At 67.9% G+C, this 13618-nt stretch carries 14 protein-coding genes; 4 read left to right on the top strand and 10 right to left on the bottom strand.

The genetic code is table 11. The features are described 5' to 3' along the window. Positions 1-81: 81 nt before the first annotated feature. The 3 genes from ACOOHF_RS03725 to ACOOHF_RS03715 form a co-directional block, all read right to left on the bottom strand. Entirely contained in the window at positions 82-1554 is a 1473-nt protein-coding gene (locus tag ACOOHF_RS03725) for a serine hydrolase domain-containing protein (RefSeq protein ID WP_420463425.1), read from the bottom strand. Positions 1555-1572: 18 nt separating this feature from the next. Continuing rightward, complete coding sequence (locus tag ACOOHF_RS03720) at positions 1573-3042, bottom strand: serine hydrolase domain-containing protein (protein WP_420463424.1); 1470 nt, start codon at positions 3040-3042, stop codon at positions 1573-1575. Between the two features lie 444 nt (positions 3043-3486). Further along, positions 3487-4995, bottom strand: a complete 1509-nt coding sequence (locus ACOOHF_RS03715; RefSeq protein ID WP_420463423.1) for a serine hydrolase domain-containing protein — start codon at positions 4993-4995, stop codon at positions 3487-3489. A gap of 226 nt (positions 4996-5221) precedes the next feature. Between ACOOHF_RS03715 and ACOOHF_RS03710 the strand changes: the two genes are divergently transcribed. Further along, entirely contained in the window at positions 5222-5602 is a 381-nt protein-coding gene (locus ACOOHF_RS03710) for a hypothetical protein (protein WP_420463422.1), read from the top strand. A 15-nt stretch (positions 5603-5617) separates the two neighbouring features. On the opposite strand, the gene ACOOHF_RS03705 is transcribed toward ACOOHF_RS03710, so the two are convergent. Continuing rightward, the gene (locus ACOOHF_RS03705; RefSeq protein ID WP_420463421.1) at positions 5618-6580 is read right to left on the bottom strand and encodes an EamA family transporter; all 963 of its coding nucleotides are present in this window, start codon (positions 6578-6580) and stop codon (positions 5618-5620) included. A 78-nt stretch (positions 6581-6658) separates the two neighbouring features. Here ACOOHF_RS03705 and ACOOHF_RS03700 point away from each other — a divergent pair, with 78 nt between their 5' ends. Beyond that, positions 6659-6997 (top strand): type II toxin-antitoxin system RelE/ParE family toxin, encoded by a 339-nt coding sequence (locus ACOOHF_RS03700; RefSeq protein ID WP_420463420.1) that lies wholly within the window; start codon positions 6659-6661, stop codon positions 6995-6997. Next, a complete protein-coding gene (locus tag ACOOHF_RS03695) occupies positions 6979-7284 on the top strand; it encodes a helix-turn-helix domain-containing protein (protein WP_419936108.1) in 306 nt (101 codons plus the stop codon). Before ACOOHF_RS03700 ends, ACOOHF_RS03695 begins: the two co-directional genes overlap by 19 nt. Here the strand turns inward: ACOOHF_RS03695 and ACOOHF_RS03690 are convergent. The 6 genes from ACOOHF_RS03690 to ACOOHF_RS03665 form a co-directional block, all read right to left on the bottom strand. Further along, positions 7267-8637: an APC family permease gene (locus ACOOHF_RS03690; RefSeq protein ID WP_419936855.1), complete on the bottom strand. Its 1371-nt coding sequence runs from the start codon at positions 8635-8637 to the stop codon at positions 7267-7269. The genes ACOOHF_RS03695 and ACOOHF_RS03690 overlap by 18 nt on opposite strands. Continuing rightward, entirely contained in the window at positions 8634-9974 is a 1341-nt protein-coding gene (locus tag ACOOHF_RS03685) for a M20/M25/M40 family metallo-hydrolase (RefSeq protein WP_420463419.1), read from the bottom strand. Before ACOOHF_RS03685 ends, ACOOHF_RS03690 begins: the two co-directional genes overlap by 4 nt. 182 nt (positions 9975-10156) lie before the next feature. Further along, the gene (locus ACOOHF_RS03680; RefSeq protein WP_420463418.1) at positions 10157-11608 is read right to left on the bottom strand and encodes an alpha/beta hydrolase family protein; all 1452 of its coding nucleotides are present in this window, start codon (positions 11606-11608) and stop codon (positions 10157-10159) included. Continuing rightward, complete coding sequence (locus ACOOHF_RS03675; protein ID WP_420463417.1) at positions 11605-11931, bottom strand: YbjQ family protein; 327 nt, start codon at positions 11929-11931, stop codon at positions 11605-11607. Before ACOOHF_RS03675 ends, ACOOHF_RS03680 begins: the two co-directional genes overlap by 4 nt. Further along, a complete protein-coding gene (locus tag ACOOHF_RS03670; protein ID WP_419936112.1) occupies positions 11928-12407 on the bottom strand; it encodes a hypothetical protein in 480 nt (159 codons plus the stop codon). The genes ACOOHF_RS03675 and ACOOHF_RS03670 overlap by 4 nt, the downstream gene beginning before the upstream one ends. Continuing rightward, on the bottom strand, positions 12400-13002 hold the full coding sequence (locus ACOOHF_RS03665; RefSeq protein ID WP_420463416.1) for an RNA polymerase sigma factor: 603 nt from the start codon (positions 13000-13002) through the stop codon (positions 12400-12402). Before ACOOHF_RS03665 ends, ACOOHF_RS03670 begins: the two co-directional genes overlap by 8 nt. A gap of 163 nt (positions 13003-13165) precedes the next feature. On the opposite strand from ACOOHF_RS03665, the gene ACOOHF_RS03660 reads away from it, so the two are divergent. Continuing rightward, complete coding sequence (locus ACOOHF_RS03660; protein WP_419936114.1) at positions 13166-13615, top strand: hypothetical protein; 450 nt, start codon at positions 13166-13168, stop codon at positions 13613-13615. The last annotated feature ends 3 nt before the right edge of the window (positions 13616-13618 follow it).

The raw sequence follows: 13618 nt of genomic DNA, 5'->3' as shown, positions 1-13618 counted from the left end.
CCGAGGAGTCGGAGAGAATGGCTACACATTAGGCCGGATTCGCGCGAAGAGGGAGCGGGCAGGCAGATCCCTGGCGGCCTGCTAACGATCGATGGCAGCGGTCACCTCTCCCACGATGTCGGACAGATACGCATTGATGTCGCCGGGGCTCGGCCCCAGCCGGACGATCACGAGGTCATGGGATGGGATGATCACGGTGTACTGTCCCATGAACCCCGCCGCCCAGAAGGCGTCCTCCGGAGCCCGGGGGAGAGCGCCGCCGCGATTGAGCCAGAAGAGTCCGCCGTAGTTGAGGAGTTCGGCGCCGGGAGCGGGCGTGCTCACAAACTCCACCCAGCCCTCGGGCAGAATACGGTCGGATCCGCCATCCGGAGTCGGCCACACCCCGTCCCACAGATGGAGGAGACCGAACCGGCCCCAGTCCCATGCGCTCCCGTAGTCGTAGCCGCTGATGATGAAGTTGCCCCACGCGTCCGTTTCGAGGACGTAGTTGCGGGCTCCGATACGGTCGAAGAGGATCCGCTGGGGGTAGGTTAGCCAGTTCTCTCCGCGGGCTTCGACCGCCTGGCGGACGATGCGGTTGGCCGTGAGCGGATCGGAATTCCGATAGCGGTAGATCTCACCGGGAGCGCGGTCCATCGGCTGGTTGACCGCATGCTCGAACACGTCGATCCCCTCGAAGTAGATGCGCCGGTGTTCGTCGGTGTGCGTCCACGACAGCGAGTCCCGCCAGCCCAGGTTCACGAAATCGAGCCCCGAACTCATGTTCAGGATGTCCCGGATGCGGATCTTCCGACGCGGGTCCCCATCCCCCTGCCATTTGGGGACGGGCGCGGGATCGTCGAGTCCCGCGTCGAGATGGCCGGCCTGAATCGCCGCCCCGACCAGCGTGCTCGCAATGCTCTTCCCCTGGGACCAGGAGATCTGCGGCGTGTTCCGCGTGAAGCCGGGGGCGTAGCGCTCGCCCAGGACCTTGCCGGCGTAGACGACCATGAGCGCGCGGGTGTTGTGCTCGCTCTGGGCCATCGTCCAGTCGAGGGCGGCGTCGAGCGTGGCCATGTCGACCTCCGCCGGTGGCGGGTCGTGGTACGCATCGACATCGCCCGTGGGCCAGGCGGTTACCGCCGGATCCGGGCTGAGCCGCTCGACCACCTGCGGCTCGAACGTCACGTCCTCGAGCCCGGCCGGCAGGACCGTGCATCCCTGGTCGCCATTGTACTCGGCGGATCGCGTGCCGAAGTCCTCTCCCGAAACGGAGGCTGTGCGGGTCTCGAAGTTCACGGCGTACGCGAAGTCGTCCTGCCATTTGAAGATGTCGAAGCGCCGGATGTCCTGCGCCACCACCTCCTCGGCGGAGCGTTCGTAGTCCCGGCCCACGACGAACACCCCCGAGCAGATGTGGTGGGCCGCCATGCCCGCGATGTGCCCGCGCACATGCGCCGCATCGGAAGCGTCGGACACTGCGGCCTGACCCTCTTCGCCCGACCCGCAGGCGAAGCACAGGAGCACGGTTGCGAGTACCGACAGGATCCGTGATGGATGATGAGTGCGCATGCGACCCTCCTTTGGCGGCTACCGGTCGATTGCCGCGGTCACCTCTCCGATGATGTCCGACATGTACGCGCCGTGGTCGCCCGGGCTCGGACCCAGCCGGACGATCACAAGATCCCGGGACGGGATGATGGCCGTGTACTGTCCCATGGCCCCAGCCGCCCAGTACGCGTCCTCCGGGGCTCTCGGAAACGCGCCGCCGCGATTCACCCAGAACAATCCCCCGTAGTTGAGGAGCTCGGCCCCGGGAGCGGGCGTGCTGACGAAGTCGACCCAACCCTCGGGGAGGATGCGGTCGGATCCGCCATCGGGCGTCGGCCATACCCCGTCCCACAGGTGGAGGAGGCCGAACCGCGCCCAGTCCCAGGCGCTCCCGTAGTCGTAGCCGGTGATGATGAAGTTTCCCCAGGCGTCCGTCTCGAGGACGTAGTTCCTCGCCCCGATGCGGTCGAACAGGATCCGTTGGGGATAGGTGAGCCAGTCCTCTCCGCGCGCCTCGACCGCCTGCCGCACGATGCGGGTCGCGGTGAGAGGGTCGGAGTTCCGGTACCGGAAGATCGCACCCGGAAGGGTGTCCATTGGCTGGTCGATGGCGTGCTCGAACACATCGATGCCCTCGAAGTAGATCCGGGAGTGTTCGTGAGCGTGCGTCCAGCGGAGTTCCAGATCCGAGCCCAGGTTCAGGAAATCGAGCCCGGAACTCATGTTCAGGAGGTCGCGGATGCGGATCTCCCGGCGCGGGTCGTCGGCTCCCTGCCATTCGGGCACGGGCGCGGGATCGTCCAGTCCGACATCGAGGTGGCCGGCCTGGATCGCCGCCCCGACGAGCGCGCTCGCGATGCTCTTCCCCTGGGACCACGAGATCTGCGGTGTGTTGCGCGTGAAGCCGGGCGCGTAGCGCTCGCCGAGGATCTTCCCGGCATAGACGACCACCAGCGCGCGGGTGTTGTGTTCGCTCTGGGCCATCGCCCAGTCGAGAGCCGCTCCCAACGCGGCCATGTCGACCTCCGCGGGCGGCGCGTCGTAGGTTGCGCCTGAATCACCCGTGGGCCACGCGGTCACCTCGGGATCCGGGCTGAGTCGCTCGACGGCCTGCGGCTCGAAGGCGACATCCTCGAACCCGGTCGGCAGGAGCGTGCAGCCCTGGTCCCCGTTGTATTCGGCGTACTGCGTGCGGAGTCCGTCTCCCGAGACCGAGGCGGTGCGCGTCCCGAAGTCTACCGCGTACTCGAAATCGTTCTGCCAGTCGAACCGGTCGAAGGGCTGGATGTCCTGCGCCACGACCTCCTCGACAGACCGCTCGTAGTCCCGGCCCACCACGAAGACGCCGGCGCAGAGGTGGTGCGCGGCCATCCCGGCGACGTGTCCGCGTATGTGGGCCTCGTCTTCTTCCGTCTGAGCCGGCTCCGGCGCACAGCCCGGCGCCAGGAGGGCAGTCGCCGCTGCGACCATGGTGACATGCCGGGGACGAACTCCCATGCGAACGCTCATGCGAACTCCCATTTCGCGACGAGAAAGCGGGCTGGCAGCCGCTAGCTCTGGATCTCAGGATGGTTGTTCACCGGATCGACGAGTAGGCTGAGACTTTCCGGCAAAGACCTCACACTCTGCTCGTCGGAGGATCCGGCAGACCTACACTTCGAGCGGCAGGGGGTGAAGATCGGCCAGCTCCTGACCGACAACGGATCGGCGTACCGCTCGAAGCGGTGCCCCTGTGTCGGCTTAGGCCAATCAAAAATGTGATGTTGAATTGGCATAGGGCTTCACAGGGACTTCCAGCCAACAACCCCCAGGCAGAAACCTCAAGTCGCGCTCCCTCGGGTGGCCCCTCGCGATGCCGCCGAGACGCGCGCACGCGGCCATCGGACGCCGTACTCCCTTCCAGCGCCTCGTGGAGTTACGGATCACCAACGTCCTTGTTACGCACGGCTAGCGCTAGCGGTCGATCGCCGCCGTCACCTCTCCGATGATGTCGGACAGATACGCGCTGATGTCGCCGGGACTCGGCCCGAGCCGCACGATCACGAGGTCCCGGGACGGGATGATCACCGTGTACTGTCCCATGAACCCGGCGGACCAGAAGGCGTCCTCCGGCGCGCGCGGGAGCGAGCCGCCGCGATTGAGCCAGAAGAGTCCGCCGTAGTTGAGGAGGTCGGCCCCCGGGGCGGGCGCGCTGACGAAGTCGACCCAGCCCTCGGGGAGGATGCGGTCGCTGCCGCCGTCCGGCGTCGGCCACACCCCGTCCCACAGGTGGAGGAGGCCGAACCGGGCCCAGTCCCAGGCGCTCCCGTAATCGTAGCCGGTGATGATGAAGTTGCCCCAGGCGTCCGTCTCGAGGACGTAGTTCCGCGCCCCGATACGGTCGAACAGGATGCGCTGGGGGTAACTGAGCCATTCCTCCCCGCGCGCCTCGACAGCGTGTCGGACGATGCGGTTGGCCGTGAGAGGGTCGGAATTCCGGTAGCGGAAGATCTCCCCCGGAGCGCGGTCCATCGGTTGATCGATGGCGTGCTCGAACACGTCGATGCCCTCGAAATAGATCCGGAAGTGTTCGTTAGCGTGCGTCCAGGAATCCTCATTCCCAAGGCCGAGGTTCAGGAAATCCAGCCCCGAACTCATGTTGAGCACGTCGCGGATGCGGATCTCCCGCCGTGGATCTCCCTCGGCGTGCCACTCGGGGACGGGGGCCGGGTCGTCGAGCCCAACCTCCAGGTGGCTCGCCTCTATCGCCGCGCCGAGGAGGGCAGCCGCGACGCTCTTGCCCTGGGACCATGAAATCTGCGGCGTATTGCGCGTGAAGCCGGGCGCGTAGCGCTCGCCGAGGATCTTCCCGGCGTAGATGACGACCAGCGCGCGGGTGTTGTGCTCGCTCTGGGCCATCGTCCAGTCGAGCGCCACCTCCAGCGCGTCCATGTCGACTTCCGCGGGCGGCGGGTCGTGGTACGCGCCCACATCGCCGGTGGGCCAGGCTGTTACCTCGGGATCCGGGCTGCGTCGCTCGACGACCCGCGGCTCGTACGCGACATCGTCGAGTCCGGCCGGCAGGACCGTGCAGCCCTGGTCCCCATTGTACTCGGCGGATCGGGTCCCGAATCCATCACCCGACACCGAGGCCGTGCGTGTCTCGAAGTTCACCGCATACTCGAAGTCGTCCTGCCATTTGAAGATGTCGAAGCGCCGAATATCCTGTGCCACGACCTCCTCGACCGAGCGTTCGTAGTCCCGGCCGACGACGAACACGCCGGCACAGATGTGATGGGCGGCCATCCCGGCGATGTGCCCCCGCACATGGGCCTCATCCGAGGCGCCGGACTCCCCGACTTCGCCCGCGTCGGACCCCGCTGGCTCGACCCCCTCCTCCGGCCCACAGGCGGACGAAAGGAGAACGGTCGCGAAGACGGACAGAACCCGGGATGGATGACGAGCGCGCATACGAACCCCCATTCAGCTGCTCCGGTTGATCAGGCCGGTCCGGTCCGGCGCTTCGGCCCGACACTGCGTGCCGGCCATCCGTAGCTGAGCGCCTCGCAAGCCCCCGGCGCAAGGGTGGGTAACGTTCGCGGGGCCGCGAGTGTCGTGTGGGAAGAGGCCACGCGCGGCGCGTCACGATGCGCGAGCGCATGAACTCGGGAACGCATGCACGAACCAAAGGTCCGAAGGGAGAAGTTCGATGAGAAAGATGCTTGGGACGTTCGCTGTCGTGTTGATCGCTGCCGCCGCCGCGGCGCCACTGGAGGCTCAGGCTCAGCGGGGAGGCCGTGGCTTCGCCATGAGCCTCGACGACCAGATGACGGCGCTCACGGAGCGGCTCGAACTCGACGAGGAGCAGGTCGTGAAGGTCCGTGAGATCCTCCAGGCGCAGGTGGAGAGCCGCCGCGAGCGCTTCCAGGGGGTGCGGGGTTCGATGGACCGGGACGCCATGATGGCGATGATACAGGAGATGCGGGAGGAGACGGAAACCCGGCTCGCCGAGGTGCTGACCGACGAGCAGATGGAGAAGTACCGGGAGTATGTGGCCGAGCAGCAGCAGCGCGGCCCTCCGCCGTTCTGATCCGCGTCCGGGCGGCTACCTCGAGGCCGGCGCCCGCACGGTCGCCGGCCTGGGGCCGCCCTTCGGCGCCCGCCCCCGCTGCACCAGCACGACCGCCGCGACGATGATCACCGTCCCCACTAGCATCGGCAGCGTGAACGCCTCGTCCGCCAGCCACCACCCCAGGAACAGCGCCACGACCGGATTGACGTAGGCGTACGTCCCGGCCGCCGCGGGCCGGACGTTGCGCAGGAGCCACATGTAGGCCGAGAACGCCACGATCGACCCGAACATCGTCAGGTAGAGCAACGACCACCACGATCTGGCCGAGATGTCGGCGAGAGATAGTCGGCCGAACTCCCCGGCGCCGAGTGCGATCAGCAGGAGCGCCGCGCCACCCGCGACCATCGTGAGCCCGGTTCCGTAGAGCGGGGGCGATGGAAGGGCCGCCCGCCGGTTGTACATCGAGCCGACGGCCCAGCTCAACGAGGCGACGATGATGACGAGGGCGCCCAGCAGCACCTGTTCCGAGGACGCGCCGCCGACCCCTATCTCCGCGTTCGAACCGGTGACGAGGACGACGACGCCCGCGAGACCGAGCAGTAGTCCCAGGATCTCGAGGGGACGCGGCACCTCGCGGTCCGGCCCCAGCCGCGCGATCGCCACGAGCCACAGCGGCACCGTCGCCACGAGCAGCGCGGTCAGCCCCGAGGGCACGTACAACTCGGCCCAGCACACGAGCCCGTTGCCGCCGACCACCATGAACACGCCCGAGATCGTCGCGGCCTTCCACTCCGCCGGCTTCGGGGCGGGCGCGCCCCGCACGCGCGACACGATCGTGAGGATGAGGCCCGCCGTGAGAAACCGGACGCCGCCCAGGATGAACGGCGGGATCGTCTCCACCCCGAAGCGGATCGCCAGATAGGTCGATCCCCAGACCAGGTACACCGCCGCGAACGCGAGCAGCAGATCCCGGGTCGAAGCGTTACGGGCGTTCAACGTAAGGCCCGCGCGAACTGTGCCTCCCAGGAACGCCGAAGATTGCCAGAGGTACCCCAATGGGTTATGGTTGAACCGATGATAACGGTCGTCGAGACCCCAACCTTCTCCCGTCAGGCCGATAAGCTCTTTCGGGAGGATGAGAAGCGCAAACTGATCCTCTTCCTTGCGGAGAATCCGCTCGCGGGCGATGTAATTCCCGGGACGGGCGGTGTCAGGAAGTTGCGCTTTGCGGCTTCAGGGAGGGGCAAGAGCGGCGGCGCCCGGGTCATCTACTACTTTCTGGATGACACGGCGCCAATCTACGCACTGCTCGCCTATCCGAAGGCGGGGAAGACCGATCTGACACCGGACCAACGGCGGCAGGTCGCGGCTCTGGCCGCTGCGATCAAGGCCACATGGAGGGAGACCAAGTGACCACCTTTGGCGACGAACTGATCCAGTCGCTCAACGAGGCTGTCGCTCACGCGAGGGGGGAGGGGCCCGGTACCCTGCACACCTCCGTCGTGCCGCGAGAGGTTCGAAGGGCTGCCAACCTGACCCAGGCACAGATGGCGCCACTGATGGGAATGAGTCTTTCCGGTTACCGAAAATGGGAGCAAGGAACGCGGCGCGTCAGCGGTCCGGGTGCGACTCTTCTGCGCCTGATCCAAAAGGAGCCCGAAGCGGTCAAGCGCGCGCTACTCTCAGCGGAGCCGGGATAGCGCCCGGTCGCGACCGCGCGTGAACGCGTAGATGGCGAGGCCGACGGCGATCAGGCCGAGTCCCAGCCCCGCCTCCAGGGGGCGCTCGATGAGGATGTACGTCAGCGTCCAGCCGGTGACCGACAGGAAGACCAGCGGCGTGATCGGATACCCCCACGTCCGGTAGGGCGGGTCGGCTTCGGGCCCGGGTCCCGCGTCTGGCCCGGCGTCCGCTTCCCCTTCGGGCACCGGCGCTCCTCGCCGCCGCAGCACGAACACGCCTGCCGTGGCGAGCAGCGTGTTCAGGCCCATCGTGAATCCCGAGAAGACGAGGATCGTCTCGAACGACTCCGTCAGGATGAAGGCGAGGCTAATCGCGCCCTGCGTGTAGATCGCCACGGCCGGAATCCCCCGGGCATTGAGCTTCCTGAGGATTCGGAACGTCGGGTGGTCTCCTCCGATTGCGTACAGAACCCGTGGGCCCGCCAGCACCATGGCGCTCACGGTGGAGACCAGCAGCAGGGCGAGCGTGATCCCCATGATGTCGGCGCCTCGCGGCCCGAAGATGTGCGTCGCCGCGATGTAGCCGACCTCGAGCCGCCCCACGAGTTCCTCCGCGGGCGCGGCGCGCAGGAAGACGTAGTTGAGGCCGACGTACAAGACCATGACGAGCAGCGTCCCGGCCCCGAGCGCGCGCGGCAGAATTCGGCGCGGGTCACGGAGTTCACGGGTCACGTAGGTCGCGGCGTTCCAACCCGAGTAGGAGTAGGAGACGAAGATCAGCGACACCGCGAACCCGCTCGACAGGATGCTGGACGCCCCGGCCGCCGAGGGCAGGATGTCGAGAGGCTGCGACTCGGTGACCAGCGATACCCCTGCCGCGCAGAAAGCCAGGATGAGCGCGACCTTGAGCGTGGTCGTCCAGCGCTGGAAGCCGCCCGATGTCCGGTGCGTGCTCCCGTGTACGAGCGACAGCACCACGACCAGCCCCACGGCCAGCCAGCGCGCCGGCAGCGCCGGGAAGACCGACGACAGGTAGGTGCCGAACGTGATCGCGGCGAGCGCGGTCGGGCCCGCGAAACCAACGGTGGCCGAGATCCACCCGGAGACGAAGCCGGCCGCCGGGTGATAGATGTGGGACAGGAAGGCGTACTCACCGCCCGACCGCCGGATCGTGGAGCCGAGTTCGGCGTAGGTGAGCGCCCCGCACACGGCCGTCACCCCGCCCACGACCCACAGCATGATGAGCGCGAAGCCCGACCGCAGGCTCTCGAGCTGGAACCCGAGGCTGGTGAAGACGCCAGTCCCCACCATGTTCGCGACGACGACCGCGATCGCCGTGTGGAGACCGAAGCCGGCCCTGGGCTCCTTCAGGGGACGGGCTCGGCCAGCCCCGCCTCGCTCACGAGGAGGAGGAGGCCCGCCTGGATGGCGAGGTGGCCGTCGCGGTTGATCCACCATTCGCCGGGCGAGTGGGCGCCGCTCCCGATGCCGCCGCTCCCGATCGTCACCGCCGGAATCCCGAGTGCGATCGGAATGTTGGAGTCGGTCGAGGAACGGGCGAGTTGCGGCTCTCCACCGAACAGGCGCACGACTTCGCTGGCCCGTTGGACCAGCGGGTGGTCGTCCGCGATCTCACCCGAAGGCCGGTCCCCGATCTGGTCCAGTTCGAGTTCGATCTCGGGCCCGTCGCGGCGCAGCGCGTTCTCCTCGGCCAGCGCCCGCCGCATCGCGTCCCGGAAGACGGCGTCGATGCGCGCGAGGCTCTCCTCGCTCACCGAACGCATGTCCACCTCCATCCACGTTTCGAACGGGATCGCGTTGACCGACGTCCCACCGCCGATTCGCCCCACGTTGTAGCTCGTGCGCGGCCCCGACCGGGTCAGCGTGTCCGCCACATCCTGGAAGTGGCGGATCGCCCGCCCGAGCGCGTGGGCCGGGTTCGCGAGCCCGAACGCCCCCCACGAGTGACCGCCGGGTCCCCGGAAGGTGACGCGGAAGCGATGGGAACCGAGTCCCTTGTTCACGATTCTCCCCAGCCCGCTCCCGTCAACATCGATCCAGGCGTGGATCGGGTCCGCCCCCTCCCGGAACAGGTACTTCATCCCGCGCAGGTCGCCGAGTCCCTCCTCCCCGACCGTCCCGATGAAGCGGACGTCCGCCTCGGTCTCGATCCCGCTCGCCTCGAGCGCCCGGAGGACGGTGAGCACCGCCATCAGACCGCGCGTATCGTCGCCGATCCCCGGCGCGAAGAGCGTGTCCCCGCGCTGTGTGACCGTGACGTCGACGTCCTCCGGGAACACCGTATCCAGGTGTCCGGAGAGGGCGACGGTCCTCCGCCCCCCGTCCCCCGTCGACCCGCGCTTGCCGCCCCGGCCGAAGCGGATCGCCACGGCATTGCCCTCCTCGTCGATGAACACCGAATCGGCCCCGGCCTCGCGAAGCCACTCCGCGTAGACCCGCGCACGCGCTTCCTCCATGAACGGGGGCGCCGGTATCTGGGTGAGTTCGATCAGTTCGCGGATCGTTCTCGGATCGACGCCCTCGACGAAACCGAAGGCCCGCCGCACCGCGGGATGTTCGGCGAGGCTCCGGACCTCCTCGGCGGGCGTCTGGGCGGTCAGCCCGGACGGGGCGGCGGCGATGAGGGTGCCGCCGGCGAGTGCCGAGGCGATGGTTGCGCGGACGATTGGGGCGATCGGTGCGTGCATGACGTGCGAGTCTCCCGGATTCGGACCTTCGCGGCGGCTGCGGTCCGCCGCTAAAGGCGCAAGATGTCGGCTGCCGCGAAGCTATCCGGCGTCGCGCCCTACGCCAGAGCGGGTCCGCGTCGGGAGCGCGTCGGGAGCCGCTGGCCGGGACGCTCGGTGCTGCTCGCCCTACCGTCGGGGATTCAGTTCTCGAAGCGGGCCAGGATCCAGTCCGAGATCGTGTCGAGGAAGCCGTCCACGAAGGCCTTCTCAAGCATCCCGTACTCCGCGGGCGATCCGGTCGTGGCGGCCTGGAAGAGATGATTGGTGCGGGGGAGAACTTCGATCGTCACATCCGGGTTGCCGGACAGCGCCTCGGCCATCGGTCCCCGGTTCTGGTCGGGGAGCACCTGGAGGTCCAGTTCGCCGAACAGGGCCAGAACCGGAACCCGCGTCTGACGGAGAGCCTCGGCCGGATCGTAGGTGAGGAAGTACCGGAACCAGGCGGACTGGAGGGCGTTGATCTGCTGGTCGATCTGCGCCTGCACGTAGCCGTCGACGTCGGAGATCGGCGCGCGCTGCGCCTCGGAGAGCCGGTCGATCGCTGCCCGGATCTGCACCGCGAACTCCTCGCGGTGCGCGTCGAGATCCTCGCCCGCCTCCATCGCCGCGAACAGCCGTCGCTGGAACCCGGTCGCCCACACGATGTCCTCTTCGCGCGCGCCGGCGGCCCGGGAGAGAGCGGCGGCCTGCTCGTAGATGATTTCGGCCCCGGGCACGCTCGTGCCTGCGAGCAGCACGACGAAGCGGACCGCGTCCGAGTGCGAGGCGGCGATCGAGGCCACCGAAGCGCCCTCGCTGTGGCCCGCGAGGCCGATCCGCCCGGGATCGATGTCCACGTGTTCGGACAGACGGGCGATTCCGGCCAGGGCGTCCCCTGCGAAGTCGGAGGTCGTGGACTGCGCGACGTTCCCCGTGGAGCCGCCGACCCCCCGGTCGTCGTAGCGCAGGACCGCGATCCCGCGGCGCGTGAGATGGTCGGCGATGACCCGGAAGAGGGGGAAGCCGACCAGTTCCTCGTCACGGTTCTGCGGTCCCGACCCCGTAAGCATGACCACACCAGGGAAGGGGCCTGCGCCCTCGGGCAGGGTCAGCGTGCCCTCCAGGTGGATCTCGCCGTTCTCGAAGGATATCTCCTCCGCGCGGTAGGGAACGGGCTCCTCGGGTTCGGGCTCCGCCGCCTCCGCGCGTTCGATGGCGAACGTCCCGACGGCGACTCCCTGCGTGAAATCGCCCTCGATTCTGTCTCCGTCGAGCGCTCCATCCCAGACGGCGAGTCCGATCGAGGCCCGAAGTTCGAAGTGCACGCGGCCGTCGTCATAGGACACGGCGGCGAGCGGCAGACGGAGGGCACCCTGGACGGGGATGTCCATCGTCGCCGCCACCGCTCCGTCCGCCGTCTCGAACGTGACCGAGAACGGCAGCTCGCCCGTCGGCAGGACGACGGACCCGGCCCACCTGCCCTCGACGCCGGATCCGGGTTCCTGTGCCATCGCCGGCGCGGAGAGCGCGCACCCGGCGGCCGTCCACAGGCCCAGCGTCCCGGGGAAGGCGAGGCCCTCGAAACGGCGGCGGGCCGTTCTTCCGACGGTCATGGCTGGTCCTTCTCGACTTTGACAGCGGAGCCGTAGACGACGATCTCCGCCGTGCCCCCCAGGATGTAGGAGGTCGAAAAGCGGACGCAGAGAATCGCGTTGGCGCCGAACGCCGCTGCCTCTCCTTCCATGCGATCGATCGCCTGTTCGCGCGCTTCGGCCATCATCTTCGTGTACTCCTGGATCTCGCCTCCCACGATGGTCTTCAGTCCGGCAAGAATGTCGCGGCCCAGGTGGCGGGCCCGGATCGTGCTGCCGCGCACGAGGCCGAATTCCGTCACAATCCGGTGCCCGGCGAGGTCGTTTCGGGAGGTGCTGATCATCGGATCACATCCTTGTATGGGTCTTTCTTCTGCATGAACAGGCGTTCGCGAACGACGGAGACGAAGAGGATCACGAAGCCGGCGATAAGCGCGAGCATGCCCCAGCGAATGTAGGCGGGCATCGTCGTGTCCCGGATCAACTCGCTGACGGCGGTCCACAGCGCCCACGTCCCCACCGTGATGGTTCCCAGCGAGACCAGGACCCAGCCGATGCCGCGTTCGAGCCGCCGGTAGACGTGCTCCCAGTAGCTGTCCCAGGTCTCTCCCGGGGGTTTCAACGGAGTCATGGTGTCGGTGACCTCCTTCAGGCGCTGAAACGTCTCCAGTTCGTCGCGAAGATCCGGGTCGGCCTCGAGCGCCGACTCGAGTTCGAGGCGCGCCTTCCCCGAGATCTCCCGGTCCACTTCGGCCATCATGAGATGGCGCACTCGCTCTTCGGGCGGCATCCCGTTCCCTTCCTCCATCGTGTCATCCATCGTCGCGTGCCTCCCGCCGGTCGGGCCGGGCCCACGCGGTCTCGATCTCCCGCGCCAGGGACCGCCGCGCCCGGTAGAGACGCGACATCACGGTTCCGATCGGAATCCCCAGCAGTTCAGCGATCTCCCGGTAGCGCAGCCCCTCGAACTCGCGCAACACGAGCGCCTCGCGCTCCCGCTCCCCGAGGCGCTCGATGGCGGCCGCCACCCGGTCGCGCAGTTCGGCGCGCTCGAGCGCCTTTTCCGGACTGAGCGGCTGCACTCCCATCGTCGTATCGGCGAGCCAGCTGCCCGCCTTCTCCAGCTTCTGGCGGCGGGAGCGCTGGTCGCGCGTATGGTTGAAACAGAGCCGTCGGATGATCTGATAGAGCCACGGGAAGAAGGGGCGCTCGGCGTCGATCGTGGCTCGGGCGCGGAAGGCCCTGGCGAAAGCCTCCTGAGAGAGATCGAGCGCGTCGTCGTGATTCCCCACAAGACCGAGCGCCGTATAGTAGGACCGCTGCATGTATCGTGTGACGAGTTCGCCGAAGGCCGCTCGCTCGCCGCTCTGTGCGCGAAGAACGAGCGTCCGGTCGGTCACCTCCGAGCTGTTCAAATATGGCTCCCATTGCCGCGGGCATCCCTCGTTGACCTGTTTGCGTCGCGAGGGATACACGAAGCCGCGAGCTTTATTCGCGGCATGTGCCGCCGGTGGCGGGCGCCGCGCCCGCAGATCCGGGAAGCGAGCACGGAACCGAAACACAGGATCGAGACACAGGATGAACGAGTTTCCCGTCGGAGCAACCCTGAGGCCCGAAGTGGTCCCGTCGCGCTGGACCCTCATGCGGGACGTGGCCGTGTTTCAGCTCAAGCTCTTCCTGGATGGACTCCGGGACGCGGCGCTCATTCCGGCGTCGCTGGCCATAGCCCTGCTGGACCTGTTGGGGTTGGGGCCCCGAGCCGGCCAACAGTTCTATCTGTTGCTGGAGTTCGGCCAGCGGACGGAGTACTGGATCAACCTGTTCGGCGCCGCCAGGCACGCGGAGGCTCTGGCGTCACCCCCGCGTCCGGGAGTGGATGTGCTGGTCGACCGCCTGGAGCGGCTCGTCGTGCAGGAGTACGAGCGCGGGGGGATGACGGCGTCGACGAAGGACGCGGTGGACCGCGCCCTGGATGGTCTCACGAAGCGTGGACCTGCTGACCGAAATCCTCCCGAGGGATCGACGTGAGCC

It is taken from the genome of Candidatus Palauibacter sp., from assembly GCF_965216145.1.
Lineage (GTDB): Bacteria > Gemmatimonadota > Gemmatimonadetes > Palauibacterales > Palauibacteraceae > Palauibacter.
This window is presented reverse-complemented; position numbering and strand designations above follow the sequence as displayed.

Bases quoted from the DNA above. Each gene is read 5' to 3' on its own strand.
- ACOOHF_RS03725 (WP_420463425.1), bottom strand. From the start codon at position 1,554: ATGCGCACTCATCATCCATCACGGATCCTGTCGGTACTCGCAACCGTG.
- ACOOHF_RS03720 (WP_420463424.1), bottom strand. From the start codon at position 3,042: ATGAGCGTTCGCATGGGAGTTCGTCCCCGGCATGTCACCATGGTCGCA.
- ACOOHF_RS03715 (WP_420463423.1), bottom strand. From the start codon at position 4,995: ATGGGGGTTCGTATGCGCGCTCGTCATCCATCCCGGGTTCTGTCCGTC.
- ACOOHF_RS03710 (WP_420463422.1), top strand. From the start codon at position 5,222: ATGAGAAAGATGCTTGGGACGTTCGCTGTCGTGTTGATCGCTGCCGCC.
- ACOOHF_RS03700 (WP_420463420.1), top strand. From the start codon at position 6,659: ATGATAACGGTCGTCGAGACCCCAACCTTCTCCCGTCAGGCCGATAAG.
- ACOOHF_RS03695 (WP_419936108.1), top strand. From the start codon at position 6,979: ATGGAGGGAGACCAAGTGACCACCTTTGGCGACGAACTGATCCAGTCG.
- ACOOHF_RS03685 (WP_420463419.1), bottom strand. From the start codon at position 9,974: ATGCACGCACCGATCGCCCCAATCGTCCGCGCAACCATCGCCTCGGCA.
- ACOOHF_RS03680 (WP_420463418.1), bottom strand. From the start codon at position 11,608: ATGACCGTCGGAAGAACGGCCCGCCGCCGTTTCGAGGGCCTCGCCTTC.
- ACOOHF_RS03675 (WP_420463417.1), bottom strand. From the start codon at position 11,931: ATGATCAGCACCTCCCGAAACGACCTCGCCGGGCACCGGATTGTGACG.
- ACOOHF_RS03670 (WP_419936112.1), bottom strand. From the start codon at position 12,407: ATGGATGACACGATGGAGGAAGGGAACGGGATGCCGCCCGAAGAGCGA.
- ACOOHF_RS03660 (WP_419936114.1), top strand. From the start codon at position 13,166: ATGAACGAGTTTCCCGTCGGAGCAACCCTGAGGCCCGAAGTGGTCCCG.